The organism is Nocardia vulneris, assembly GCF_001613425.1.
GTDB classification, from domain to species: Bacteria; Actinomycetota; Actinomycetes; order Mycobacteriales; family Mycobacteriaceae; genus Nocardia; species Nocardia vulneris.
On record NZ_BDCI01000034.1, the window covers coordinates 1 to 25,762 of the forward strand.

General features: G+C 67.8%; 29 protein-coding genes. 12 read left to right on the forward strand and 17 right to left on the reverse strand.

Annotated elements, in window-relative coordinates; translation table 11 throughout:
* Window positions 1-170 precede the first annotated feature (170 nt).
* Entirely contained in the window at window positions 171-1,424 is a 1,254-nt protein-coding gene (locus NVU01S_RS29625; RefSeq protein ID WP_043682462.1) for an adenylosuccinate synthetase, read from the reverse strand.
* Window positions 1,425-1,462: 38 nt separating this feature from the next.
* Window positions 1,463-2,410, reverse strand: coding sequence for a hypothetical protein (locus NVU01S_RS29630; protein ID WP_043682458.1), 948 nt, complete (start codon window positions 2,408-2,410; stop codon window positions 1,463-1,465).
* 99 nt (window positions 2,411-2,509) lie between these two features.
* On the opposite strand from NVU01S_RS29630, the gene NVU01S_RS29635 reads away from it, so the two are divergent.
* From NVU01S_RS29635 to NVU01S_RS29645, 3 genes are all read left to right on the forward strand, one after another.
* Entirely contained in the window at window positions 2,510-2,896 is a 387-nt protein-coding gene (locus NVU01S_RS29635) for a RidA family protein (RefSeq protein ID WP_043682454.1), read from the forward strand.
* Between the two features lie 100 nt (window positions 2,897-2,996).
* Entirely contained in the window at window positions 2,997-4,025 is a 1,029-nt protein-coding gene (locus tag NVU01S_RS29640; protein ID WP_043682450.1) for a saccharopine dehydrogenase NADP-binding domain-containing protein, read from the forward strand.
* Between the two features lie 59 nt (window positions 4,026-4,084).
* Window positions 4,085-4,564, forward strand: coding sequence for a YbaK/EbsC family protein (locus NVU01S_RS29645; protein WP_043682446.1), 480 nt, complete (start codon window positions 4,085-4,087; stop codon window positions 4,562-4,564).
* Between the two features lie 5 nt (window positions 4,565-4,569).
* On the opposite strand, the gene NVU01S_RS29650 is transcribed toward NVU01S_RS29645, so the two are convergent.
* Entirely contained in the window at window positions 4,570-5,064 is a 495-nt protein-coding gene (locus NVU01S_RS29650) for a winged helix-turn-helix transcriptional regulator (RefSeq protein ID WP_226887256.1), read from the reverse strand.
* A 53-nt stretch (window positions 5,065-5,117) separates the two neighbouring features.
* On the opposite strand from NVU01S_RS29650, the gene NVU01S_RS29655 reads away from it, so the two are divergent.
* Both NVU01S_RS29655 and NVU01S_RS29660 read left to right on the forward strand, forming a co-directional pair.
* Window positions 5,118-5,567, forward strand: coding sequence for a nuclear transport factor 2 family protein (locus tag NVU01S_RS29655; RefSeq protein ID WP_052281422.1), 450 nt, complete (start codon window positions 5,118-5,120; stop codon window positions 5,565-5,567).
* A gap of 9 nt (window positions 5,568-5,576) precedes the next feature.
* Window positions 5,577-5,930 (forward strand): MmcQ/YjbR family DNA-binding protein, encoded by a 354-nt coding sequence (locus tag NVU01S_RS29660; protein WP_043682441.1) that lies wholly within the window; start codon window positions 5,577-5,579, stop codon window positions 5,928-5,930.
* 62 nt (window positions 5,931-5,992) lie between these two features.
* Here the strand turns inward: NVU01S_RS29660 and NVU01S_RS29665 are convergent, their stop codons facing one another.
* Together NVU01S_RS29665 and acpM are read right to left on the reverse strand one after the other, a co-directional pair.
* Window positions 5,993-6,454, reverse strand: coding sequence for an SRPBCC family protein (locus NVU01S_RS29665; RefSeq protein ID WP_043682492.1), 462 nt, complete (start codon window positions 6,452-6,454; stop codon window positions 5,993-5,995).
* 43 nt (window positions 6,455-6,497) lie between these two features.
* A complete protein-coding gene (acpM, locus tag NVU01S_RS29670) occupies window positions 6,498-6,803 on the reverse strand; it encodes a meromycolate extension acyl carrier protein AcpM (protein ID WP_043682438.1) in 306 nt (101 codons plus the stop codon).
* Window positions 6,804-6,916: 113 nt separating this feature from the next.
* On the opposite strand from acpM, the gene NVU01S_RS29675 reads away from it, so the two are divergent.
* On the forward strand, window positions 6,917-7,831 hold the full coding sequence (locus NVU01S_RS29675; protein WP_052281421.1) for a MerR family transcriptional regulator: 915 nt from the start codon (window positions 6,917-6,919) through the stop codon (window positions 7,829-7,831).
* 272 nt (window positions 7,832-8,103) lie between these two features.
* Here the strand turns inward: NVU01S_RS29675 and NVU01S_RS29680 are convergent, their stop codons facing one another.
* The gene (locus tag NVU01S_RS29680) at window positions 8,104-9,027 is read right to left on the reverse strand and encodes a hypothetical protein (protein ID WP_156161999.1); all 924 of its coding nucleotides are present in this window, start codon (window positions 9,025-9,027) and stop codon (window positions 8,104-8,106) included.
* Between the two features lie 107 nt (window positions 9,028-9,134).
* On the opposite strand from NVU01S_RS29680, the gene NVU01S_RS29685 reads away from it, so the two are divergent.
* The 3 genes from NVU01S_RS29685 (at window position 9,135) to NVU01S_RS29695 (ending at window position 10,985) form a co-directional block, all read left to right on the forward strand.
* Window positions 9,135-9,572, forward strand: coding sequence for an RrF2 family transcriptional regulator (locus tag NVU01S_RS29685; RefSeq protein WP_280140900.1), 438 nt, complete (start codon window positions 9,135-9,137; stop codon window positions 9,570-9,572).
* Window positions 9,572-10,072: a chlorophyll a-b binding domain-containing protein gene (locus NVU01S_RS29690; protein ID WP_244467561.1), complete on the forward strand. Its 501-nt coding sequence runs from the start codon at window positions 9,572-9,574 to the stop codon at window positions 10,070-10,072. The genes NVU01S_RS29685 and NVU01S_RS29690 overlap by 1 nt, the downstream gene beginning before the upstream one ends.
* Window positions 10,073-10,166: 94 nt before the next feature.
* A complete protein-coding gene (locus NVU01S_RS29695) occupies window positions 10,167-10,985 on the forward strand; it encodes an alpha/beta fold hydrolase (protein ID WP_052281420.1) in 819 nt (272 codons plus the stop codon).
* A gap of 58 nt (window positions 10,986-11,043) precedes the next feature.
* On the opposite strand, the gene NVU01S_RS29700 is transcribed toward NVU01S_RS29695, so the two are convergent.
* Window positions 11,044-12,633: an ABC-F family ATP-binding cassette domain-containing protein gene (locus tag NVU01S_RS29700; protein WP_043682434.1), complete on the reverse strand. Its 1,590-nt coding sequence runs from the start codon at window positions 12,631-12,633 to the stop codon at window positions 11,044-11,046.
* Window positions 12,634-12,875: 242 nt separating this feature from the next.
* On the opposite strand from NVU01S_RS29700, the gene NVU01S_RS29705 reads away from it, so the two are divergent.
* Entirely contained in the window at window positions 12,876-13,445 is a 570-nt protein-coding gene (locus NVU01S_RS29705) for a putative glycolipid-binding domain-containing protein (protein WP_043682431.1), read from the forward strand.
* Window positions 13,446-13,530: 85 nt separating this feature from the next.
* Here the strand turns inward: NVU01S_RS29705 and NVU01S_RS29710 are convergent, their stop codons facing one another.
* From NVU01S_RS29710 to NVU01S_RS29730, 5 genes are all read right to left on the reverse strand, one after another.
* Window positions 13,531-13,923: a nuclear transport factor 2 family protein gene (locus NVU01S_RS29710; protein ID WP_043682427.1), complete on the reverse strand. Its 393-nt coding sequence runs from the start codon at window positions 13,921-13,923 to the stop codon at window positions 13,531-13,533.
* A 106-nt stretch (window positions 13,924-14,029) separates the two neighbouring features.
* Entirely contained in the window at window positions 14,030-14,896 is an 867-nt protein-coding gene (locus NVU01S_RS29715) for an alpha/beta hydrolase family protein (protein ID WP_052281419.1), read from the reverse strand.
* Window positions 14,897-14,963: 67 nt separating this feature from the next.
* Complete coding sequence (locus NVU01S_RS29720; protein WP_052281418.1) at window positions 14,964-15,851, reverse strand: DMT family transporter; 888 nt, start codon at window positions 15,849-15,851, stop codon at window positions 14,964-14,966.
* The gene (locus NVU01S_RS29725) at window positions 15,848-16,978 is read right to left on the reverse strand and encodes a fatty acid desaturase family protein (protein ID WP_043682424.1); all 1,131 of its coding nucleotides are present in this window, start codon (window positions 16,976-16,978) and stop codon (window positions 15,848-15,850) included. The genes NVU01S_RS29720 and NVU01S_RS29725 overlap by 4 nt, the downstream gene beginning before the upstream one ends.
* A 269-nt stretch (window positions 16,979-17,247) precedes the next feature.
* Window positions 17,248-18,675 carry an MFS transporter gene (locus NVU01S_RS29730; protein ID WP_156161997.1) on the reverse strand — a complete coding sequence of 476 codons (1,428 nt, stop codon included), beginning with the start codon at window positions 18,673-18,675 and terminating at the stop codon, window positions 17,248-17,250.
* Window positions 18,676-18,767: 92 nt separating this feature from the next.
* Here NVU01S_RS29730 and NVU01S_RS29735 point away from each other — a divergent pair, with 92 nt between their 5' ends.
* Window positions 18,768-19,442, forward strand: a complete 675-nt coding sequence (locus NVU01S_RS29735) for a TetR/AcrR family transcriptional regulator (protein WP_043682417.1) — start codon at window positions 18,768-18,770, stop codon at window positions 19,440-19,442.
* Between the two features lie 22 nt (window positions 19,443-19,464).
* On the opposite strand, the gene NVU01S_RS29740 is transcribed toward NVU01S_RS29735, so the two are convergent.
* The gene (locus tag NVU01S_RS29740) at window positions 19,465-20,013 is read right to left on the reverse strand and encodes a CGNR zinc finger domain-containing protein (RefSeq protein ID WP_244467563.1); all 549 of its coding nucleotides are present in this window, start codon (window positions 20,011-20,013) and stop codon (window positions 19,465-19,467) included.
* Between the two features lie 97 nt (window positions 20,014-20,110).
* On the opposite strand from NVU01S_RS29740, the gene NVU01S_RS29745 reads away from it, so the two are divergent.
* Complete coding sequence (locus tag NVU01S_RS29745) at window positions 20,111-20,854, forward strand: class I SAM-dependent methyltransferase (protein WP_043682411.1); 744 nt, start codon at window positions 20,111-20,113, stop codon at window positions 20,852-20,854.
* Between the two features lie 27 nt (window positions 20,855-20,881).
* Here NVU01S_RS29745 and NVU01S_RS29750 read toward each other — a convergent pair whose 3' ends face one another.
* From NVU01S_RS29750 to secD, 4 genes are all read right to left on the reverse strand, one after another.
* On the reverse strand, window positions 20,882-21,454 hold the full coding sequence (locus NVU01S_RS29750) for an adenine phosphoribosyltransferase (RefSeq protein WP_014986561.1): 573 nt from the start codon (window positions 21,452-21,454) through the stop codon (window positions 20,882-20,884).
* A 36-nt stretch (window positions 21,455-21,490) separates the two neighbouring features.
* Window positions 21,491-23,212, reverse strand: coding sequence for an ABC transporter substrate-binding protein (locus tag NVU01S_RS29755; protein ID WP_043682407.1), 1,722 nt, complete (start codon window positions 23,210-23,212; stop codon window positions 21,491-21,493).
* Window positions 23,213-23,229: 17 nt separating this feature from the next.
* Window positions 23,230-24,444 (reverse strand): protein translocase subunit SecF, encoded by a 1,215-nt coding sequence (gene secF / locus NVU01S_RS29760; protein ID WP_043682404.1) that lies wholly within the window; start codon window positions 24,442-24,444, stop codon window positions 23,230-23,232.
* On the reverse strand, window positions 24,441-25,762 hold a 1,322-nt coding region (secD, locus tag NVU01S_RS29765), incomplete at its 5' end, for a protein translocase subunit SecD (RefSeq protein ID WP_063048192.1). The genes secD and secF, both read right to left, overlap by 4 nt.

A 25,762-nucleotide genomic window follows, 5' to 3' on the forward strand; every position in this document is an offset into this window, starting at 1 on the left:
CGTGTTCGCCGTGACCCCCGGTTGTGTTCGGCCCCAGGGGTTGTTTGGCCCGAAAGTCGGCGCGCATCGAGCGAGAGCTGCTGTACCTCAATGGGTTTCACAGACCTTCCGTACGGTTTACCGGGACTGTAGCCCTTGTGAACCGTACGAGCGCCCTGTGCGTCCACGCCCTATCGCGCCGCAGTGGTGAGGGCGGGGGTGCGGTGGGCACGGGTGGGGCCGTCAGAGGTCAGGGCTACCGGGGTGCCGAGCTGTTGTTCCAGCCAGGGCACTACGTCGGCGGGGAGCTCGGTGAGCACTGGATCGGCGTCGGCCAGGAGGTCGGTCAACCGTTGCTGGTGGTCGAGGTCTTGCCAGTCGCCGGGCGGCAGTTCGGTGAGGACGCCCCGGTTGGTGCGGTATTCCGTTGCCGCATAACGGGTTCCCAGCGCATCCAAGTGGGTTACGGCCAGTGCGTCGATCCCGCCGCAGACCGCGATGGCGTAGCGCAGCAGGATCGGATCCAGGTGTCCGCGCCGGAACTCGCCCTGGTAGCGGCCGGTGGTGTTGTGCCGTTCCGGCAGGTCGAGGGTGGCGTCCTCGGTGGGAAACGGGCCGGCTCCGTGTCGGGTCAGGTAGGTGCGGGTGACTCCGAGTACGTCGCAGGTCGCGCCGATCTCGGCGAGCAGCGCGCGGGCGTTGCGGGGTTCGACGGTGGACCAGGTGGTGTGCGGGTGGAAGCCGCGCCATTCGTCGAGCAACACCCCCTGTGCCCCTTCGAAGACGAGCCGGCCGCGGCGAGCGAACCCGGCCAGCTGTTCGCCGCCGACGATGGGGACGGCCGCGGCGAACTCCCGATACATGTCGACCAGATCGTCGATCGGCTCGTACCGGTGTTCGCTGCTCGCGATCAACGCACCGTAGTGCGCGGCGAGACCGGCGAGCTTGTCCCGAAGCACCTTGGGGCGCAAGCAATCCGCTACGGTCGGCGCCGCGTGCTCGAGCGCGTACGCCGCCGTCTCGCCGATGCCCCGGCCGCAGGAACCGTGCCGCGAGGAACCCCTCGCGTCCTCGCGCGCACGGTTCGCGGCGATGTGGATCGGTGTGGTGAGGCGGGCCCGCCCGTCGATGCGCAACAGCGACAAGGGATCTCGCACGCCCAGCACGGCGAGCTGTTCGGCCTCACCGGCCAGCGCGATCGGCTCGACCAGCATGTGCCGGGACAGCAGGGTCGGCACACCGGAGAACGTGCCGGATCCGAACTGGGCGAAGGTGTGGTGGCGTCCCTCGGCGATCACGTTGTGCGCCGCCTGCGCTCCCCCGTTGAACCGCACCACCGCCGCCACCTCGAGCCCCGCCTCGGCCGAGCACAGCCAGTCGACCGTCGCGCCTTTCCCCGCGTCCCCGAACCCCAGGTCGACAACGACGATGTGCGAGCGAAACATGCTCGGCTCCTGTCTGTTCCACACCGGGCCACCCGGATTCAGCGGCGTCCGCTGGGCAGCGCCCGCATCCGCGGACCGGTGGCCGCCAACGCCTTACCGACCGATGCCGCCTCGGCCGCCGACCCGATGTCTCGCAGATCCGCCAGCCCGGCGTCCACGTCGACGCGGTTCTCCGCCACTCCGATGGTCAGCGCGATGAGTTCGCAGACCGCGGCGGGCTCGTCCAGCTTCATGAAGTGCTGGCCGAGCAGCCCGCGCCAGTGCTCGGCGATTTCCGGATCGTCGTAGTAGTTCGACTGATTCGGCAGGATGTAGTAGACGTGCCAGCGCTCGGCGAGTTCGCGGTAGATGGATTCCACCGAGATGTCGCGGCGCACACTGTCGCCGATCACGCTGCGGATGTGCCGCGACGCCAGCTTCGGCTTGTTCAGCTCGTCGCCGATCAGGAACAGGTAGCCCTTCTTGCCGCGCTTCTCCCAGGCGTCGGTCACGATGTGGGTGGCCATGAAATAGGCTGCCAGCTCGTAACTTTCGGACTTCTGCCCACCGCCGCCGCCTTCGAGCAGGATGGCGCGCAGTTGCTCGTCCATCCGGTTGTCCGACTCGAACTGCCCGACCTGCAACGGCACTCGGTCGGTGTCGGCATCGCCGATGGCGCCGAACAGGATCTGCGGATCGTCGGCGTAGCCCTTGCGCTGCAGCAGGCCGTGCAGTGTGCCGAGCTTCTGCTGCATGATCCGCGGCACCCGGCCCATCGAGCCGGTGACATCGAACAGCACCGCGATGGGCAGCGAGTTGTCGTGGTCGGCGGAGTCGCGGCATTCCCGCACCGTGACCCCGAGCGGGTCGAGGGTCGGATGCGCCTGCCAGCTGTCGTAGGGCACGCCCTGCATCTCGGCGGTGTATCCGAAGTCGTCGAGCCCCCGGCTGGCACGGAAGGTCTTGGCCGCCCGGTAGGCGGTGTCGTCCCAGTTCCCGTATCCCATGTGATCACTTCCTCTCGTGAACTAGTTTTAGTGTATGCGACCAAAACTATCGCGGTCAAGCCTTCCCCGTGAATCCCGTTGCCTGGCAAGATCGACGGGGTGGAGCTCGAACCGCGCAATCCGACCGATGGCGTCTACGCCGCAACCGACGACTACGTGCACGCGATGGAGGTGCGGGGCGCCGAACGCCTGCTGTTCATCTCCGGCACGATGGGCTTGGATCCCGACGGGAAACCCGGCGCGACCCTCGCCGAACAACTCGACCTGATCTGGTCGAACCTGCGCGCCATCCTCGCCTCGGCGGGCATGACCGTCGACAACATCGTCCGGCTCACCAGCTACCTGCGCGACCCGGCCTACGCCGACGCGAACGCCGCGGCCCGGGTCGCCGCGCTGGGCGGCCGCGTGGTGCCGACCACCGCGATCGTGGTGCAGACGCTGGTCAGCGAGTGGCTCGTCGAGATCGAGGTCGTCGCCGCGGGCTGAGCGGCCGGCGGACAGTCGCGGAATTCCGCCGCACGGGAATCCGCGGCACCCGCGACGAGTTGGCTCGACTCGACACCTTCGCACTTCGAGGAGATCCGACATGCCTTCGTCCGTGGCCGTTTTCGGCGCCTACGGCCACACCGGCCGCTTCATCGTCGCCGAACTGGTGCGGCGCGGCTGGACGCCGATCCTGTCCGGTCGCGACGAAGTCCGACTGCGCGAACTCGCGGGCGCACATCCCGGACTGGCGGTCCGGCCCGCGACCATCGATGACCCCGCGGCGCTCGATCGCGCCCTCGCGGGCAGTGTGGCCGTGATCAACGCGGCCGGACCGTTCGGCGATACGGTCCCGGCGGTGGTCGAGGCCGCCCTGCGCGCGGGCGTGCACTATGTCGACGTCGCCGCCGAGGTGGAGGTGGTCGCCAAAACCGTTGCGACCTATCAGGATCGCGCCACCGCGGCGGGTATCGTGGTCGCGCCCGCGGTCGCTTTCTACGGCGGGCTCGGTGCCCTGCTCGCCGGCGCCGCCATGGCCGACCTGCCCGCGGCCGACGAGATCGAACTCGCCTTCGCCCTCGACAGCTGGGTGCCCACGAAAGGCACGAGGGAGGCCGGGGTCGCCTCGCGTGGGCGGCGTAACGGACAGCGACTCGTCTACCGCGACGGCGCATTCGGCCTCCGCGACGACGCGGCCCCGGTGTCGGAGCGGACCTTTCCCGCGCCGTTCGGAAAGCAAACCGTCGTCGGCGATTTCACCACCGCCGACAGCGTCACCATTCCGTATCACCTGAAAACAGCTGCCCTGCACACCTATATGACCGCCGCTCCCCTGCGCGATCTCGCCTCCCCCGATCTCACTCCGCCCCGGCCCGCCGACGAATACGGCCGATCCGCGCAGCAGTTCCTGGTCGAGGTCGTGGTCCGATCCGGTTCGCTGCGACGCCACGCTGTCGTCGCCGGGCGCGACATCTACGCGAGCACCGCGCCGATCGCGGTAGCGGCGTTGTCGCACATCACTTCCGGGGGACGCGCCGGTGTGCGCACCGCCGGTCAGCTCGGCGACCCCGGCGCGATCCTGCGCGCCCTCCTGCCCGACCACCTGGACCGGCTGGAATTCAACGCCGGCTGACCCGGCGGCGACGCCGAAAATCAGCGGCCGACCGCGACGGCCGCGGTTAGTATCCCGGCATGGACGAGATCGCCGCGAAACCGACCGTGCTCGCCGTCGAGGCCGCGCTGCGCGCCGCCGGGATCACCCCGCAGATCCGGGTCCTGCCGGAGACCGCCCCGACCGCGGTCGCCGCCGCCGAGCAGCTCGGCTGCCCGGTCGCGGCCATCGCGAACAGCCTGATCTTCGACGCGGCGGGCGCGCCGCTGCTGGTCCTCACCAGTGGCGCGCACCGGGTCGACACCGGCAAGGTGGCCGCCCACCTCGGTCTCCCGACACTCACCCGCGCCACCGCGGAATTCGTCCGCGCGCACACCGGCCAGGCGATCGGCGGCGTCGCGCCCCTCGGCCATCCCGCCCCGATCCGGACGGTGATCGACGAGAGCTTGGCGGCCTACGACGAGATCTGGGCCGCGGCGGGTCACCCGCACACCGTGTTCTGCACGACGTTCCCAGAATTACTCGAAGCCACTGGGGCAGAAGCCATCTCGGTGAACTGAGGACGTTACGGCGACATGTGATCGCCGATGAGCATCGTCCCCGGCCCGCGGTGCGCGCCGGGGCCGTGCGCGAATCGGACGTTGTCCGCGGTCAATTCCGCGCCGCATTCCCGGCACACCACCACGCCCGCGGTCACTTTGCCGCAGTCCTCGTGCACGACCAGCGCGGGCGGACCTTCCGGACCGGCCAGCCAGGTGTCGCCCCACGCGACGAGCATGGTCAGCGCCGGGTAGAGCTCGCGCCCCTTGGGCGTGAGCAGGTACTCGTGCCGGACCGGATTCGACTGATACTCAACGGCTTCCACAATGCCGTGCGCTTGCAATGTGGCCAGGCGGGCGGCGAGCACATTGGACGCGATGCCGAGGTCGCGCCGGAGGTCCTCGAATCGGGACAACCCGACGAACAGGTCGCGCAACACCAGCGGCGTCCACCGCTCGCCGATCACGTCGAGGGTGCGCGCGATCGAGCACACCATGTCGGAGAGATCAGCTTTGGGCACCTCGCCAGTCTAGTCCATTGCTTTTTGCAAGTCACTCGGGCTAGGTTGGCGACATGGACACAGTGCAAGACCAGGCAGCCGCGACCGACGTCGTGGCCGCGTTCCGCACGGCGACCACCACCGCCGATTTCGACACCATGATGGACCTGCTCACCGAGGACGCGGCGTTGACCTCGCCACTGTCCGGGCGCATGGTCTTCCGCGGCAAAGAGGACCTGCGCGTGCTGCTCACCGCGGCTTACGGCGGACTCGCCGGATTGCGCTGGACCGACGAGATCGGCGACGGGAATCGACGGGTGCTGCTCGCGGAAGCGTCCGTCGGGCGGTTCCGGCTCACCGAGGCGTTGGTGCTCGACCTCGCCGACGACGGCCGTATCCGCGGCCTCCGTCCGCACCTGCGCCCCTGGCTCACCCTCACCGCCGTCGCCGTCCGGCTCGCGCCCGGCTTGTTCAAGCATCCCGGGATGCTGCGTCGTGCGATGCGCGGAGCCGCGACACCGTAGACTCCGGCTATGGACCCGTTGCCACGGATCCGCGCGATCTGCCTGGACCTACCGGAGTGCAGCGAACGGCTGAGCCACGGCTGCCCCACCTTCTTCGTGCGCACCAAGAAGTCGTTCGTGAAGTACATCCCCAGCGGGTACGACGAGCCCGGTCCGACGATCTGGTGCCCCGCGCCCGAGGGGGTACAAGGCGAGCTGGTGGACGCCGAGCCCACCCGCTTCTTCGTGCCGCCGTACGTGGGGCACAGCGGTTGGATCGGCGTCCGTCTCGACATCGACCCCGACTGGGGCGAATTCACGGAGATCATCCGGGACGCCTACTGCAAAGTCGCCCCGAAAAAGCTGGTGGCGGAACTCGATTGACGCCGATCGCGTCGCGGCAGCGGCTGCGCACCGCTGACGCCGTGTAGCGAAAGGGTACGGCGTCAAGCCGGTGGCGGGCCGCCGTGCTCGAGCACTGCACCGAGCCGCGGCAGCACGCATCGTTTCCAGCTGCGTTCCACCGCGTTGCGCACCATCCGCTGCCGACGATCTTCGACATCGAATCCCGTCTGCCTCAGCAACAGCCGGGTACCGCACCCCTGGGGTTGCAACGTCCAGCCGACAATCCAGCTCGCCGGATACGCTGCCTGCGAATACACCCAACTGTAGGTCAGCTGCTCGTACGTGGTGGCCACCAGCACCTCGCAGCAGATCTGGTCGAGGGCAGCACCCGCAGCGGTGAATCGAAAGCGGGCTCCGGCAGTGGCCGTGAACGGGGTAGGCCGCAACAGCCACCGTTGCAACTGATCCGGCTCCGTCAACGCACGCCATACCACCGCCGGTGGCCGCCTGCAGAAGATGCCCAGTTCGACGGCCGCTGGATCCAACTGTGCGTCTGCGATCATCGGCGCGGCGCGCTCCACACCGGGCCCCGCGGCTCGACGGACCTCAATGTGCCTGTCCTTCCTGCAACTTCGTCGAGATCTCGGCGGCGAGTAGCGGCTGTTCGGATGCCATCTGCTGGACGTAGATCACCGCATCGCCGACTGTGCGCAGCCCCGCCAAGTCTTCGTCGGGGATCTTCACCTCGTACTTGTCCTCCAGCTGCACAGCGATCTCCACCAGCGACAGCGAGTCGATTTCCAGATCGTCGATGAACGACTTCTCGATCGACACCTCCGCCGCCTCGATACCGGTCACCTCCTCGATGATCTCCGCGATACCGGCGACGATGTCTTCCTGCGTAACAGTCATGGAGCACTCTTTCGTTCCGCTGTCCGCGTCGGCTGGAGACCAGGTGCCTCGGAGGAGCCGAGCGGCAGTGCGACTACGCTAAAAGCTCCAGCGGGGTGGAGGTTCAAGAGCTTGTGACAGAGGACACACGAGCCGGCGGGCTGGTGAGCATCGGGGAATTGGCACGCAGAACCGGGTTTTCGGTGCGCACCATCCGGTTCTACTGCGACGAAGGCATTCTCGAACCTCGGCGCAGTGCCGGTGGGCATCGGATGTTCGACACCGACGCCATCGAACGATTGCTGCTGGTACGACAATTGCGCGCGTTGGGGCTCGGACTCGATTCGATCACCGGTGTACTGCACGAGCAGCGGTCGCTGACCGAGGTAATCGCCGCCGAAAGTGCGCGCCTGGACGACGAATTGCGGACCCTCGCCTGGCGGCGGGCCTCATTGCGGGCCATCGAAACGGCAACGGCCGCACAGCGAACCGAGCGACTCACGCTGCTGGCCGGCGCCCAGGACGGCGCGGCTCTCCACAAAACCCTTGTCCGATTCTGGCAGCGGGTTCTCGCGCCACTCCCCCGAGCCGCCAGCGATCCGTGGATCTGCTGGAATGTGCCGGAACCGCCCGCCGCCCCGTCCGTCGACGAGGTGGTCGCGTACGCCGAACTGGTCGCCCTCACGGCGGCTCCGGGCATGAGCAGTGCTGTGCGGCAGCAGTATTGGCGACAACGGCCAGAATTGATCCGCGATCCGTACGCCCTATACCGCGAGATGGGCGAGCTGATGGTCGGAGTCGTCCACCGCGTCGCAGAAGGAACTCCCCCGCATCCCGGTGCTGAACTCGACCGATTCGTCACCGCCCACGCCCAGGCCCGCGGCGCACGAGACTCGACCGCCTTCCGACAGCAATTACTCACCGACGCCACCGATTCCGACACCCGAATCCACCACTACTGGACCCTGACCGCCCACCTCCTCGAACCCCGCATCACCATCGGCCAAGCCCACAACTGGCTATACAACGCCCTCACCCAGTCCATCTGACATCCCGTGCAGGCCAGCGGCAGCAAAGGACACGCGCACAATGGCACTGTGCGCGAGCAAGATCCGACACCGGACGGTCTGCGCCGCGACAACGTCGCCCCCCTCAGAGCAGCACACGCGGCAGCGGAATGGTTCCTCGCGCATCGAGAAAGGCGGCGCCGGTAGCCGGTGAGTCAACACTTTCCGAACCGGTCCATCAGCGGCTGCTCAACCTGGCTCGGCGGCCGCTCGGTATTTCGGCAACCGCCGACGGTGATGGAGCCGCTCCAGGATCAGCGGCCGGTCCCCGGGTTCGTCGACGGGGATGGCCACTCGATCTGGACACGGTGCGCCGGGTTCTTTTCGGCGTTCAACCGATGCCAGACCGAGAGTTCGAGCTCGGTCGGATACCGGTGCTTCATCCGGAGATATCCCTCGTCCGGCCCCGAGGTCTCAATCTTCCAGTTCGCGCTCGCCAGGTCAGGGAACTCCCGAACCAACCGTCGATAGGTTTCGCTGACCGCGTCGAAGCCGTTCCCCTCGACCAACTTCAGCGCGATATCGCCGACCCCCGTGGCACCCATCGAGATCACGTCGTCCGGCCCGAGCCAAGAACGTGAAAGGGCTGACCACTGATAGGTCCACCTCACCTCGTGCCGGGGAAACACGCTACTCAGGGCAACCCATCGGACCACCAGGTCTGAGGCGGTACCGAGCCCCGTTGTCCCTACCGTGAAGGAGCTGCGCTCGCCACTGCGGCGGAATTCGATATCGGACCGCGACCGTCGATATTCCTGCGTAGCCGCGACTCTTTCGCGAAACATCTCGAGCACCGCCGCGGTCTGCTCGGCCGACGCCTCCTCGGCCAGCACGACGATTGTCCGGAAATTCTCATCGACCTCGCTCGATACCCGATCGACTCCCGGCATCGCACCGAGCGCGCCTTCGATCCCTTTCGATACCGGGTCCTCGTAGGGATGGCTGCGCAGATACAACCCGATCGCCGTGACGAGCACAGCGATCACGGCGGCGACGACATAGGCCCGCCACCGCGCACGGAATCGGCTCGGCTGGGACAGACCGTTGAGCATTGGATAAAGATAGCCGAACCTGTTGGACTGCAAAGGGTCCCAGTTATGGGGGCAGGCCAGGGCCACAACGCGGCCGCGACCTGGCGTGGTTGCATTGTGGGACAGACGATTCAGTCTGAGGGACAAGGCGGAATCGCCTCGTCGCTTCGGAACCGGGCGCAGGCGTTCCGGATTGACGATAGCGTGAAACTGTAACAAGTGTGATTGCAGTTCTCGAGGGCGAGGAGGGTGGGGTGGGGGTCAGTAGTCGGACGGCGGTGGCGATTCATGCGCTGACGATGTTGGCGTGTTGGGGGGATCGGTCGTTGACCTCTGGGGAGATCGCGAACAGTTTGGCGAGCAACGCTGTTCTGGTGCGGCGCATACTCGGTGGGCTGCGGGCGGCGGGGCTGGTGTCGTCCACGGAGGGGCGGGGCGGTGGCTGGTCCCTCGCGCGGGCTCCGCACGAGATCACGCTCTATGACGCGTACACCGCGGTCGAGGAAGGCCCGATTCTGTCGCGGCATTTACACCCGCCCAATGACGAATGCGAAGTGGGTCGCCATATGCGGGGACTACTCGAGACCGAGTTCTGCGCCGCCGAACAGGCTTTGGCAGACCGACTCGGCCGCACCTGCATCGCCGACCTGGCCGGACACGTGGCGGGACAGTCGATAGACGGGGGAAGCTGATGGGTGCGGTCGTCGCGCGAGCATGGACAGGGTGGATTCAATTCCAGCAGATGCGCTTTCGGATCGCGGCGTGGCTGGCGATACCCGGTGCCCTCCTGTGGGCCGTGCAAGCTCTCGGCGCGTGGATCCAGTCACAGGAAGGCAAGTGGCAGGACACGGACTATCTATCGATCGGCGGCTCGCCGATCACCGCAGATAACCTGCTGACGATGCTGGCACTGGCGTTCCTGCTCATCACGGGCCTGCTCACCGCCGGCGCGATATACCTCCTGCGCGGCAACATGTCCGGGCGCTATCTGTTGCTGGCCGGTGCGTGGTTGGTGGTCCTCGGCCAGTTGTTCGCGGGGGCGCTCGCGGCGATCCCGATCGATGCCTTCCATTACTCCGCCCCGGCCAACGCCGTCTTCGTGACACCGCTGGCGATCTTCCCCCTGCTGACGATCCTGTGCCTGACGCCAGCCGCGCAATCCCCTGCCGCACCAACCGTTCAGGACTCGTAGCTGAGTCAGGTGCTAACCGCCTCTTTCTCCGAACTGACGGCCGCAGGAACATTTGTCCAAGCCAGCGGCGCCATCCGGCGGGGACAGTGCAGACATGACTGTTTCCGAGGACAAATCGTATGCCGAGTCGCTGACTGTGGACGGCGGCGCGATACACGTATATCAGGACGGCCCGCACGACGCCCCCGCGCTCCTGCTCATCCACGGCACCGCCGCGTCGGCGGCATCGTGGGAGCCGATTGTCCCGCTGCTGACCGGATCGCATCGCGTCGTCCGGATCGACCTGCCCGGCTGTGGTCGCTCGGCCCACCCGGCCGACGCGAGCTATGCCGTGCCCGACCAGGCTCGCCGAGCGGCGACCGTGCTGGACCGGCTCGGCATCGAACGCGCCTGTGTGATCGGGCATTCCAGTGGCGGCGTCGTCGCCACCGCCCTGACCGAGCAACGACCCGATCTGGTGCGCGCCGTCGTGCTGATCGGCACCGGTCCCGACATGTCCGCCTACCTCGGGCAGGAAGGCGGCATCGACCCGCGTGGGTGGCCGGATATCACCGACGAGCAACTGCGGTCGGCGGCCGCTTCTGCTTTCGCGCCGGGATATCGGATCCCGCACACCTTGCTGGATCAGTTGCGCGACATGGACTTATCGGTGTTCGCCGCGACCTCGCAGGCTGTCCCGGCGTACTTGAACGAGCGCGGACTTCCCGAACGCCTCGCACACCTCGGTAAGCCGCTGCTGGTTCTGTTCGGCGAGCAGGACCAGCGGTGGCGGCCCGCCGCCGCACCCGAGTACCGCGTCGTTCCCGGTGCACTGGTGGTGATCATGCCGGCGGTCGGCCATTCGCCGCCGATCGAGGATCCGGCCCGAACCGCGCGAATCCTGCTGTCGTTCACCGGCGTTCAAGCGTCCTGAACCGCGGGAGCACGTGGTCGCCCCTCGATCGAGAATCGAGGGGCGACCGCGCGCCCTACTAACGGACCAGCGTTTCACTCAGCCCGTCGGCGGTGAGCTCGAGTTTGCGCGTCACGCCGATCTCGTCGAGGAAACGCGGATCGTGACTGACCACGATCAGCGCGCCCTCGAATCCGGCCAGCGCCTGGGTGAGATGCTCCAGGCTGGGCAGGTCGAGATTGTTGGTCGGCTCGTCGAGCAGCAGCAGCTTCGGCGCGGGATCGGCGAGCAGCAGCATCGCCAGCGCCGCCCGCAACCGTTCCCCGCCGGACAACGCCGCGGCCGCGACGTCGGCGTCCGCACCGCGGAACAGGAACCGGGCCAACCTGGTCCGGATCTGTTCCGGCAGCGCGTGCGGCGCGGCCGCCGCCACGTTCTCGAACACCGTCCGTTGCTCGTCGAAGAGGTCGAGTCGTTGCGGCAGCATCCGCCACGGCACCTTCGGCCCGATCGCCGAGATCTGTTGCAGCAGTGTGGTTTTACCCACACCGTTGCGTCCGGTCAAGGCGATCCGCTCCGGGCCGTGCACCCGCAGCGAGACCGTCGGCCCGCAGGCCAACCGCACCCGGTCCAACTCGATCACATCCTGCCCCGGATACAGCCGCGTACCAGGCAGATCCACCCGGATCTCGCGGTCGTCCCGCAGCAGATCCTGGGCATGCTGCAGCTGATCCTTGGCCGTCTCCAGCTTGTCGATGTGGTTGTTGCGCAGTTTGCCCGCCGACACCTGCGCCTGCCGTTTGCGTTCCGCCATGATGATTTTCGGCTCCCGCTTCTGGTCCCACATCTTCTGCCCGTAGCGCATCCTGCGATCCAGTTTGATGTGCGCTTCGACGAGTTCCCGCGCCTGTTTGCGCACATCGCTGCGCGCATCCCGGATCGCCGCCCGCGCCGCCTTCTGCTCGGCCTCGATGACCCGCTCGTAGGCGCTGAAATTGCCGCCGAACAAACGGATCTCGCCTAGCCGCAGCTCTGCGATGGTGGTCATCCGCTCCAGCAGTTCACGGTCGTGGCTGACCGTGAGCACAGCACCGGAGAACTGGGCGACCACGTCGTAGAGCCGTTCGCGGGCAACCTGATCCAGGTTGTTCGTCGGCTCGTCGAGCAGCAGGATCTGCGGCTCGGCCAGCAGTTCCGCGATCAGCCCGAGCAGCGTCGTCTCACCACCGGACAGGGTTTCCAACCGGCGATCCAGCTGTGCGGACGAATCGGCGACATAGTGCAGGCCGAGCCGGCCGAGCAACGCGATGGCCCGTTCCTCGACGTCCCAGCGGTTGCCGACGAGGTCGAAGTCGGACTCGTCGCCGTCACCGGATTCGATGCGGTGCAACGCTTTCCGGATATCGGCGATCCCGAGCACGGCATCCACCCGCTGCCCCGCCGCGAGACCGAGGTCCTGCCGGAGATAGCCGAGATGGCCGGTGCAGGTGAGCGATCCGCGGGCCGGCGTGAGCTCGCCGGCGATCAGCCGCAACAGCGTCGATTTACCCGCCCCGTTGCTGCCGACCAAGCCGATATGGCCGGGGCCGAGCACGCCGTCGAGCCCCTCGAACACAGATGTGCCATCAGGCCACGAGAAGGTGAGATCGGAAAATGAAATATTGGTCATGGCGACTCCATGAGGTTGCTCCGGAAGACGCGGCGCGCGATTGCGGACCGCCCGAGTGGCTACCTCAGAAGATCAACGGCATGACTCCGATCAACGGGAACAAGACTCGCCCAGAATAACCACACCCCCGCCACTCCCGCCAGTGCAATTTCGATCACACGCATTTCTCGACTACCGCCGACCGCGGGTGCGACCTCGGTCGAAGATGGTTGTGTGTCGGTGGCCGGAGTTACCGTGAACGGATGATCGAGCGACGTCAATTCGTCTGGGCGGTAACAGAAACCGCAGGGTTCGAGTCGTGCTGGCTTACCGCGAACGGCCTGGCCCTGCATGCCGAAGGCCACGCCGTCGCCCAAACGCCCGCGCCCTACTGGCTGTCCTACACGCTCGACACCGACGACCGCGCCGCCACCACACGCATGACCGTCACGGCGGTCACCGGCTCCGCCCGCCGCGAACTGGACCTCCGTCGCACCGGGTCACGCTGGACGGTGAACGGCGCCGCGCGCCCGGATCTCGACGCTGCCCGCGACTGCGATCTGGCCTTCTCCCCGCTCACCAACACCATGCCCATCCTGCGCACCGACCTGCATCGCAGCCCCGGTCACGCCGACTTCCACATGGCGTTCATCGAGGTCCCCAGCCTCGAAGTCACGCTGTCGCGGCAGAGCTATACCCACCTGGCCACCACGCCCGACGGCGCCTCCGTCCGCTTCACCTCCGGCACCTACACCCAGGATCTGCTCGTCGACCACGACGCCATGGTCGTCACGTATCCGACCATGGCGCACCGCATTCCACCCACGTCATGACCGCCGTTTCGGGTTTGTCGGGTTTCCTTGCGTCCGGGCTTGTCGGCCGACTAGCGGCTTGGGCGAAGAGTGCGGTCGACGGATTTCACTCCGACGTCGGAAGCGCTTCGACGTCGTCGATGGACCAGTACGCCTGTAGTCCGGTGATGAGGCCGTTGTCGTTCACGGTGATGATGTCGATGGCGCGGGCTCGGCTGCGGGTGCCGTCGAGATCGGATTCGAAGGTGAACGCCATGGCCGCTTGATTGGCGTGCGAGCCCCGGATCGGGGTGTCGAGCTGCGCGCTGAAATTGCCGACGACGGGGGCGTAGATCTTCCGCAGCGCCGCGCGCCCCCGGACCGGATCCGAGCCGACCGGGTCCTCCCAGGTGACATCGTCGGCGAACAACGCGATGAGCGAGTCGAGGTCGTTGCCGCAGAGAGCATCGAGATAGTTCTGAGCCGCCTGCACGGCGGCCGCCGAGGTGTTGGTTGTCATGCCTGCCATGCTCGGCCGATCAAATTGGACCGGCAAGTACGGTCTACGGTCGGGCGGCCGCAGGTCACTGAGCGCCGTATCCATCGCGGCTACGCGGCGGGAACCCCTACGCCCCCGAGCCGATGAAGGTCCGGACTCGGTCGACCAGTCCGGTGTTGTCGCGAATCCAGGCGTAGTGCGGATTGCGGTGTGTCGTAGCGCCGAAGCCCAGGTCGATGCGGGTGATGGCGGCGTGGGTGAGCTTTTCGCTCAGGGCGCGGACACCGTGGGCGGTTGCCATGTTGTCGCCTTCGATGGTGACTACCAGTATCGGCAGGGTTGCGCGGGTGAGGTCGGATTCGAAGTCGAGGGGTGAGGAGGGGACACGGTAACGGCCGGAACGGATTTGGGCGGCGAAGTCGCGCATGAGGCGGGTCGAGTCGTTGCCGAGGATGCCCAGGCGTCGGCCGGGGAAGTAGCCGACAACCGAGCCGATGCCGACGGCAAGGTGGGCCGCGGCGAAGATTGCGAGGTTTCGCGGGAACGGCCAGCCGCGGTAGTGGCAGGACGGTGCGCCGATCAGGATCGCCCCGGCGGCTTGCTGCGGCTGCTGCCCCAGGTAGAGCGCGCCGAGTTGCCCGCCGAGGCTGTGCCCGAGCAGGTAGCGCGGAGCCGCGGGGAAGGCCGCCGCGACCGCCTCGAACAGGGCGGGGTAGTCGAGGGTCACGATCTCGTGGTAGCCGTAGCGCACGCCGCGCCACAACCGCACGGAACTCGTTCCCTGCCCGCGTAATTCGCCGAGCACCACCTGAAAACCGGCCTGCAACAACGCCTCCGCCAGCGGCACGTAACCGGCGGCGGGAGTTGCCATGGCGGGCATGCAGATCACGACCGGCGCGGACGGGTCCGCGGCGTGCCGGTACATCCGGACCTCGGTGGTCGCACCGTCCGCGGCACGCACGGTCTCGATGGTGGCCTCGGCAGCTGGGATCAACGGTCCTCCTCGTTCATGATCATCCTCGACACGCGGTGTGCCCGCTGTCAACGAGGAGCGGCCGCGATCAGCGCCGCTTCGGCGTGCAGGTCGCGATCACCACCCCGAGGCCCACGATCCCGGCGCCCACGAAACGCAGCGCCGAGCTTTCCGAAACCCCGAGCAGGATCCCGGTGAGCAACGCGCACACCGGCACCACGCCGGCGAACGCGCCGGCCGTCTCGACCGGGATCCGATCCAAGGCGGCGTACCACATGAGGAAGGCACCGGCCGAGGCCACCACCGCCAGGTAAACGATCGCCGCCGACTCTCCTGCCGTAGGCCAGCGCAGCGCGGGCAGATCGATCGGCACCGCGACGATCCCGCACAGGATCGCCCCGGCGGCGGCCGCGTACGCCGCCGTGGCCTGCGCCCCGATCTCGCGCACCAGCGGGATCGCCACCAGCGAGAACGCGCATTCACCGGCGAGCGCGCCGGTCGCCAGCAGGAGTCCGAGCGGATCGCCCGCGCTGCCGGTCCACTGCACCACGACCGCGCCGGTCGTCACGATCGCGGCGGCCAGCACCGCCTTCGCCGACGGCGAGCGTCCGCCCATGAGCGGCCCCGCGATCGCCAGCACCACCGGCACCGCGCCGACCACCGCGCCGACGACGCCCGCGTCCACGCGTTGCAGCGCGGTCACGAGACAGATGTTGAAGCCCGCCAGGCCGGTCGCCCCGAGTACCCCGATCCGGACCAGCTGCGGCGTGCTGACCCGCGGCAACCTGCCCCGGAAGCAAACGACCATGAGCACGGCGGCGATGCCGTATCTGATCGCCTGTCCGGTCAGGATCGGAAATTCCGTCAGTGCCGTCGTCGCCGCGATCGCGGACCCGACCGCGACACTGGACCCGAGGGCCAGCAGCGCGCCGAACCAGACGCCGGACCCGCGCTGCGCCGCTACTTCGAGGCTCATCCGTGTTCGTTCGGAACGGCCGGACGCAGTGCGGTCACCGGACAGCTCCGCGCGCATCCCGGCACCAGGGCGCCACGGCGGCCGTCGGCCAGATGACGAGACCGCAACTGCGCCAACCGTTCCGGCGCGAGCACATCCTGCACGACGGACGGATGACAGCCGCGCCGCGCGAACACGAAACCGTCGCAGTGATGCGCCTGCTGATACGAGGGCACCGCTTGCAGCGTCCGGTGCAACCGGCGAATCCGATAGTGCGGCACGGCCGGGTAGAGGTGATGCGCCAGATGCCAGTTGGAATTGTGCGGGGCCAGGAATTGCCGGACGAGCCATGACGCGTCCCAACTGCGCGTCGACTGCCAAGGGTCATCGGAGCGCAATCCGGCATGGTCGGCGATATCGCTCCAATAGCGCAGAATTTGGTAGACCGTCGCGTACGGCAGCACCCACAGCAGCAGAAAATCGAGACCGAATCCGGCCACGAAGAATCCGGCGGATACGACCACCAGGAAAACCAAACGAAGTCGCGTTTCCCGGCGATCCTCGTCCCGCCCGATGAGGTCTGCCACGACTTGAAACGGCGCGTGCACCAGGAGCAGCGGTTTCAAGAGGTGTTTACCGGCGAATTGCTTCATGTCCCGCGGGTTCACCAGCCCGAGGCGCAGGTAGCCGAGCAGTTTCGGATCACGGCGATCGTCCCACAGATGGCGGTGGTGTTCGCAATGCGCGCAGGTGTACGCGGACAACCCGGAGAACAGCGGCCAGGCGATGAACACCCGGCCCAACCAGAGGTTGAGCGGGCCGTGCCGGGTGAGTTTCGCGTGACTCGCCTCGTGCATGAGGCTGCGCAGCGCGCGCTGCCTACCTCCCACGATGAGCACTCCGGCCAGGTAGACGAGGGGTTGGTAGGCACACAGCACGACGACGACGACAACGCCGGCGATGACCAGCCAGTCGGTGCAGAGACCCAGTGGCCCGTGCCAGTTGTCCCTGCTGTTGTGGATGTCTTTGACGGCTTCTTTGGTCTCCGGTGAAAGCTCCCGTTTGAATCCACCGACCTTCGGCTTCGATGTCCGGCAACGCTGCCGAATGCGATCTTCGTGTTGAATCAATTCACTGTTTTGCGACATGGCTGTACCCCCGACGGTCCGGACTCCGCACATTCTGAGCAGCAAGAAATAGACGTTCGATGAATTACCCGCGTATCCCCCTGCACCACCCGACAGAATTATCGAGCTCAGCCTACGTCAACACCCGAGGACTGGGGAAGCCGTGACAACTGGGGGTAATTCTGATGAACCGTCCGGTCGGAACTGGCCACGTCAAGTCGAGGACCGCCGGAATATACCGGTGGGACCGGATATTCACGCCGGCCCCACCGAAATTCGTTCCGCCTTTGTCACTCCACCGCTGCCACCACCGCGACCTCGGCCTGCGGCTGCGCCCGCACCGCCTTCGGCAGGACCACCGTGCTGATGACGGCTCCGGCGGCGAGCAGGCCGGCGGCCAGACACAGCGACGTCGTGTAGCCCTCCGCCAAGGACGCTCTGCTGCTGTCGTTTCCGATGACCTGCGCGGAGATCGTCACCAGGACGGCCAGCCCGAGCGAACCGCCGAGCTGCCGGACGCTGTTGAGCACACCCGACGCGAGCCCGGACTGTTCGGCGGGCACGCCCGCGACCGCGGCGGTACCCATCGCGACCACCGACGCACCGATCCCGATGCTGCCCACCAGCGAAGGACCGAGCAGGCCGGTGAGGAAGGTGGTCGACGGATCCGCGAAACCGAACCACAGCAGCCCGAGCGCACCGACGAGCCCGCCGACCAGCAGCACCGGGCGCGGACCCCACTTCGGGGTCACCGCCATCGCGATCCGCAGGCCGATCACGACGCCCACGCAGAACGGCAGGAACGCGACGCCGGTGAGCGTCGGGCTGTACCCGAGCACCCGCTGCAGGAACTGGGCGACGAAGTAGAAGCTGGCGATCTGCCCGGACGTGAGCATGAACCCGAACAGCGTGGCGCCGAGCAGCGAGCGCCGCCGCAGGAATTCGAGCGGCACCAGCGGATCCGCGGCTCTTGTTTCGGCCCAGGCGAATCCGGCGAGCAGTACCGCGCCCGCGGCGAACCAGCCGAGCACCCGCACCGAACCCCACGAATGACTTTCGGTGGCGATCACCCCGAGCACCAGGGCCGTCGTGCCGAAGGTGACCAGTGCCGCGCCGAGCACGTCGGGGCGGCCGCGCCGCGCCGCCACCCGATTGTCGGTGCCGCGCTGCACCGCCACCGCGGCCGCGACGACGAACACCAGGTTCACCCACATCACCCAGCGCCAGCCGAGATGATCGGTCAGCACGCCGCTGAGCACCACGCCGACCGCGCCGCCGGCGGCTCCGGCCCCGCCCCACACCGACATGGATTTCGTACGCTCGGGCCCCTCCGGGAATTCCGAGGTCGCCAGCGCCAGCGTCATCGGCGCCAGTACCGCGGCGCCGACCCCTTGTAGCGCCCGCGCCGCGAGCAGCTCCCAACCGTGCTGCGCCGCCCCACCCCACGCGCTGGCCAGCGCGAACAGACCGAGGCTCGCGAGCAGCAACGTGCGCTTACCGGTGAGGTCGGCCAGCCTGCCGCCGAGCAGCATCAGCCCGGCGAAGGTGAGCAGGTAGGCGTTGATCACCCAGCTGAGCCCGGACGGACCGAAATCCAACGTCTCGTCGATCGCCGGCAGTGCCACGTTCACGATCGAAAGATCCAGGGAGACAAGGAACATCACGAGGAATACAACGCCGAGCGCCCACCCCTTGCGTGCGCCGGTTCGCTCTGTCACGACAAACCTCCATAATTAAGTAACGCGTGTGTTTAATATAGTTAGCACAGCCTTACCTGAGTGTCGAGAGGCTCGATCCGCAGAATGAGAGGGTGAGCAGCAACGTGACCCGCAGGCGCGGCCGCCCGATCCGGGTGCACCGCGACGACGTCGTGACCGTCACCACGCGGCTGCTCACCGCGGGCGGCGCGCAAGCCTTCAGCATGCGCAAGCTCGCCGACGAACTCGGCGTCAGCACCGCCGCCGTCTATCACCACTTCCCCACCAAAGCGGCGCTGATGATCGCCGTCCTCAGCGCCCGCGCGGACGAACTGGACCGCCCGGACCTGCCCGCCGACCCCCGGGACCGGCTCGTCGCGATCGTCGCCTACCTGGTCGACGTCCTACATCACATGCCCTGGGTCGCCGATATTCTCGTCAGCGGCGAATCCTTCGGCCGCGCGGCGATGTGGATTCTCGACGAATTCGTCGATACCGCGACCCGGCTCGGCGCCACCGACGACTACGCCGGCTACATGTACGCCGCCATCTGGCGCTTCGTACTCGGCGAACTCATGATGCGCCGTGCCGAAGACGAACGCGCCGAAGCCGCGCGTCGCGGCGACCCCCGCCCGCGCTGGACCGATCAGGCCGACCACGAGATCCTGGCCGAATTCCCCACCACCGTACGAATGCTCCCGAAGTGGGCAGCCATCCGCGACGAATACCGCACCACCACCGCGATCGGCCACCTCATCGACGGACTGATCGCCGGAATCCCTTCCTGAGCAACCACTTCCGCCCGGAACCTCAGGTGTTCGCGGCGCGCCGGGCGCGGAAGGCCGCGGTCTTGGCGCGGTTCTGGCAGGCGGTACTGCAGAAGCGTTTGGTGCCGTTGCGGGAGGTGTCGAGGTAGGCGCGGTCGCAGTTGCCGGCCGAGCACAGGCCGATGCGGTCGGCGTGCTCGCTGCCGAGGACGTAGGCGAGGCCGACGGCGCACGCGGCGGCGATGCCGGGCACCAGCGGGGCGTCGGGGGCGTGGAAATGCAGGTGCCACGGCTGGGTGCCGTGCCGGATCAGGGTCGGTCGCGCACCGTACTCGGTGATCATCGAATTGATCTGGGCGGCAGCGGAATCCATGTCGTCGGCGGTGACCGCGTCGAAGACCTGCCGTAACTGCCCGGCCGCGCGGGCCAGGCCGGGAGCGTCCTCGGGTTGCGCGTGCACGCCGAACAGGGTCGAGACCACGCCGTCCATCCGCGCGTGCAGTTCCGCGTCGTCGGCGGCCGGCGGGTAGGGCTTGCCGCGGCGCTCACCAGGGACCGCGGCGTTGATCAACGCGACACCGTCTTCGACCACACCCAACGTGTGACTGTCTAAACGCACTTGATCAGTCACCTCACTCTCGCTACAGTCGTCACTGTCGTTGATGCTTATGACAGTAACGGAGTTACTCATGTCGTTGACACCCACCCTCGCCCACGCCTGGATCGATCGCTGGGATCGCCAGCAGGAGGGATACCTACCCGACCGCGAACTCATGTTCGCGGTGATCGCCGACGCGGTGGCCGCCAACGCGGACCGCCCCGACCCGGTGGTACTCGACGTGGCGTGCGGCCCCGGCTCGCTCGGCGCCCGCATCCGGGAACGGCTGCCGCAGGCCCGCGTCATCGGCATCGACGCCGACCCGGTACTGCTCGAATTGGCCCGCACGGCATACGGATTCGAACTCGTCGACCACAATCTCGCGGATCCGGCCTGGGCGGCCGGATTGCCCGCCGGTCAGGTCGACGCGATCGTCAGCACCACCGCCCTGCACTGGCTCTACTCCGATCAACTCGCCGCGCTCTACCGCCAAGCGGCGCAACTGCTCCGGCCCGGCGGCATCCTGCTCAACGGCGACGATATGGCCACGCACGCAACGGATATCGACCAGCTGCACGAGGCGATCGGCACCCGGCAACTGGAACGGGAAGGCGTCACGGATCGGGAGAACTGGGCCGACTGGTGGAACGCCATCACCGCTGAACCGGAACTGGCCACAGCGGTCGCCGAACGCGAGATCCGCCGCTGGGAGCACCCGTCCGACAGCGGCACCACCTATGAGGAGCACCTGAACCTGTTGCGGGCGGCGGGTTTCCGGACGGCCGGATCGATCTGGCAGTACGGCCGCCGGCACATCGTCGCCGCGGTCAGCTGACCCCGGACGCGCCCACTGAGGACCGCGTCAGACCTGAACGATGGAGGTCACCGGGTAATCGCCCTGACGCTCCCGGCCGTTGAGGAAGGTGAGTTCCAGAACCACGGCGGCCGCGACGATCTCGGCGCCGGCCTGCCGGAACAGGTCGGCCGCGGCGGCCAGGGTGCCGCCGGTGGCGAGCACGTCGTCGAGTAACAACACCCGGCGGCCCGCGAGCGGGACGCCGTCGGCGGGGATCTCGAGCGCGGCGGTGCCGTATTCGAGTTCGTATTCGCGCTCGAGGACCGGCGGCGGCAGCTTGCCCGCCTTGCGGACGGCGATCACGCCGGTGCCGAGGCTGGCGGCCACGCCGGCGCCGATCAGGAAACCGCGGGCGTCGACACCGGCCACCAGGTCGGCGTCGGGTGCGATGTGCGCGAGGCAGTCGATGACGGTGCGGAAGCCCTCGGCATCCGCGAACACCGGGGTCAGGTCGGCGAAACGGACTCCCGGGGTGGGGAAGTCGTCGCGCCAGCGGGTCAAGCGCTCGACCGCGTCCGCGGCCAGGCTGGTCCGCTGGGCGGCTAGCTCGTCGGACTCGATCGCCGCGTGCTTACTCATCGACACCTCTCCATCATCACATCACCCGAACACCTGTTACCGCTTCAACACCCAGCGGTCCATGTTCCACCCGGTTCCGGCCTGGCTGGGCGCGGGTATCCCGTTCTGCAGGCCGCCGCCGAACGCGATGGTGCGCGGGGTGGCAAACAGGGGGATGCTCGGCAACTCCGCCCACAGCAGGTTTTCGGCTTCGGTGAGCAGATTCAGCTGTGTGGTCGAGTTGTCGTCGACCGCAAGCTGATCGGTGATCGCATCGTAACGGCCGTTGCCGAATCGCCCGAAATTGAGCCCGCTACCGGTGCGCAACGAACTGGCCGCGACGACGCCGCTCAGCGACCCGGCCGGCCCGGGCGCGGCCGCAGTACTGGCCAGGATCGCGTCGACTTTACCCTCGCTGAGCTGGGTGGGAACGAAATCCGGGGCGCCGGCGTCGACGATCGTGATACCCGCCGGTTTGCACGCCTCCGTGATCATCGCCACGGTCTGCGCGCGCCGGTCGTCCGGGCGCAGATAACCGATCCGGATGGTCGGGTTCTGCGCCTTGGACGCCGCGACGGCCTGCGTGGCACCGCCGATGTCACCGCCACCGAACTTGCTTCCCGCACCCGCCGCCGGACCGTAGTACAGCGAATCCTGTTGCACGATATGGGTGTTCAGCGGCCCGGAGCCGAGACCGGTTTTCGGCGCGTCCTTGACCTGCCCCAGCTTCTCGAACAGCGCCTGGCGCGGCACGCACAGGGCCAGCGCCCGGCGCAGTTCCGCGGAGCCCAGCACACCCCCGGTGGCGAGCACCAACTGCTCGGCGCCGCGCCCGGGCAGGTTCTCCACCCGGAATCCGTCCAGGTTCAGGTCTTTCACCGATCCCGCGCCGATATCGATGACGCCCATCGCGCTGTCGCCGACCTTGGATTTCAGGTCGACGTTCTTGGGCCACACCAGGATCCGGCCGGTCGCGGGCGTGCGACCCCACCACCGCTCGTTCGACACCAGCACCAAACCGTCCTTCTCGCCGAAGGATTCGATCCGGTACGGCCCGGAGGAGGGGAACCGCGTCAGGTCCAGCTTGCCCGGCTTCAGATTCCAGCCGGTGTTCCAGAACTCGGCGATCCGCCCGATGGCGTTCCCGTCGCCGGATTGCACCGCCGACACGATGTTCGCCACGTTCGCCGCCTGCGCCGCGATGTGCGCGGGCAGCACCTCCCCGGCCGCGAACAGCGTGCGCCAGGCGGCGTAGCGCCGATCCGGGCGGAACACCACCAGGGCGTCGCGGGAACCGGGCTGGCAGTCCACTCGCTCGATATCGGCGTAGCCCGCGGTGCTCGCCGCGTCGAACGCCGGAATCGGGCCCCGGTCACCGGGTTTGGTGAACCGGCCGCTGCGCGCCGCCCAGGTGAGCACCAGGTCGTCACAGGAGGTCGGCACGCCGTCGGAGTACACCCCGTCGGGATTGAGCCGGTACTGGATGGTCTGCTGCTCGGCGGGCGTCTCCTTGGCGGTGCCGAAATCGGTGTCGGCGACCTGCTGACCGTCCGGCCCGGTGTAGAAGAACCCGGTGAGCACCCGGCCGAACACGGCGGCAGCACCGGAGCTCACGCCGAGCGTGCTGCCGCCGTTGTAGGTGGCGATGGTGGCGTCCACGGCATAACCGATGGAGGGCACCTGGTTCTTGCTCGAGCACCCGGCCGCCAGTCCGGCGGCGGTGACGCCCGCGGCCAGCACCGCGAGCAGGCGGACCGTCCGGCTGCGTGGCTTTCGCATGAACTCCCCTGCCTGTGTCAGTGCCGCCGCTTCTGCCGTTTGCCGCTCGGGCGCGCGCCCGGTCGGGGAGCCTGGCCGGGATCACGGGGCCTGCGCGGCTCGTCATCGCCGAAGGACCGGCCGGTCGCGGCGGTGACCCGGCGATCGGCCTCATAAGCCGCCCGCGCGCCGGCCGCACCGGCCCGCTTGTTGAGCACCTTCTTGGTGTGCGCGGCGACCGGACCCCAGCGTTCCTTGATCGACACCAGCAGCGGAACCGCAAGGAAGATCGACGAATACGCGCCGACGACCATGCCGACCAGCTGCACCAGTGCCAGGTCCTTCAGGGTGCCGACACCCAGCAGCCAGACCGCGATCACCAGCATGCCGATGATCGGCAGGATGCCGATGACGGTGGTGTTGATCGAGCGCATCAGGGTCTGGTTGGCCGCCAGGTTCGCCTGCTCGGCGTAGGTGCGCTTGCTCAGATGCAGCACGCCGCGGGTGTTCTCCTCGACCTTGTCGAACACCACGACGTTGTCGTAGAGCACGTAGCCGAGAATGGTGAGCAGACCGATCACCGCGGCGGGCGTCACCTCGAAACCGACCAGCGAATAGATGCCGCCGGTGACGATCATGTTGAAGAACAGGGATCCGATGGCCGCGATGGACATGTCCCGTTCGAATCGGATCGCGATGTAGAGCATCGTCAGCAACACGAAGACGATGAGCGCGATCACCGCCTTCTTGGTGATCTCACCACCCCAGGTCTCGCTGATCTCGGCGACGCTGATCGCGTTGCGCGATTCCGCGCCGCTACGGTCCTTCGGATGGAAGGCGTTGAACAGCGCGGTCTGCAACTCGTCGGCCTGGCTGGTGCTCAGCGTGTCGGAGCGGACCTGAATGGTCGCCGCCGCACCGGAACCCACCTTCTGCACCGACACCGGCTTGTGCCCGAAGGTCGCCGCGTAGACGTCCTCGACCTTCGAGGTGGTGACGTTGTCGGCGGCCGGGATGCCGATCCGCGATCCGCCCGCGAAGTCGATGCCGAGGGTGAACCCGCGAATGCCGATGCTCAGCAACGAGATCAGCAGGAACACCGCGGTCAGCCCGTAGTAGAAGCGGCGCCGGCTGACGATCTTGAAACCGCCGGTGCCGGTGTAGAGCCGCTCGAAGACGCTGTGCTTGGGGGCATTCGCGTCGTCGATCTCGTCCGCGAAACTCGGCTCCAGGGTAGGGCTCGAATTGTTCATCGTGACGCCTCCCGCACCAGTGCGCCGGTGCTCGCCTTACGTTCCCTGGCAATTTCCTGTACCGCTCCGAGGCCGTTGACCGACGGTTTCGCCCAGTAGGACGAGCGCGAGGCCATCATCATCAGCGGCGCGGTGACCAGGTACAGCACGATCACGTCGAGGACCGTGGTGATGCCGAGGGTGAACGCGAAGCCCTTCACCTGACCGGCCGCGAGGATGTAGAGCACGGCGGAGGCGATGAGGCTCACCGTCTTACCGGAGAGGTTGGTGCGCTGGGCGCGGGCCCAGCCGCGCGGCACGGCCGAACGGAAGCTGCGGCCCTCGCGCATCTCGTCCTTGATGCGTTCGAAGAACACCACGAACGAGTCGGCGGTCAGGCCGATACCGATGATCAGACCGGCGATACCGGCGAGGTCCAGGGTGAAGTTGATCCACCGGCCCAGCAGGATGATCAGGCCGTACACCGCGACGCCGGAGGCGAGCAGCGAGAACCCGGCGAGGAAGCCGAGCATCCGGTAGTAGAGCAGGCAGTACACCAGCACCACCGCCAGGCCGATCGCGCCCGCGAGCAGACCGGCCCGCAGCGACGAGAGGCCGAGCGTCGCCGACACGGTCTCGGCTTCGGAGGTCTCGAACGACAGCGGCAGCGAGCCGTACTTCAGGGTGTTCGCCAGTTCCTTGGCCGAGGCCGCGGTGAAGCTACCGCTGATCTCGCTGGTGCCGTCGGTCTGCACGCCCTGCACGGTCGGGGCGGTGATGACCTTGGTGTCGAGGGTGATCGCGACCTGCTTGTACAGCATGTCCTTGGTGAGCTGGGCCCACTGCTCGGCACCGGTCGACTTGAACTTCAGCTGCACCACGTTCATCGCGCGCCGCGAGTCGAAAGCCGAAGTGGCGTCGGAGATTTCCTGGCCGTCGAGCCTGCTCTTGTCCAGCAGGTAGACGTTGCCGTCCGAACCACAGGTCACCAGCGGCAGATTCGGGTCGTCGTTGCCCGCGAGCGGATCCGGCTTGGCGCAGTCGATGGCGGCCATCGCGGCCTGCTGCACGGCGGGATCGGCGCTCTGCCTGGTCGCCCTGGCCTGCTGGATGTCCTTCTGGGTCTGCTCGCGCGAGGTGAGCGACGGGTCCGGCGCGGGGTTCGGCGTGGTGGGCGCCTGGGCCGGGAACACCCGGTTCTGCGCGGCGGGCGCCTGCGGCTCCGCCGCGGGCGGCGCGGGCTCGGCGGGCGGCGGCACCGCACCGGGCTCACCGGCCGGCGGCGGCACTGCGCCCGGCTCACCGGCCGGCGGCGGCACTGCGCCCGGCTCGCCGGCCG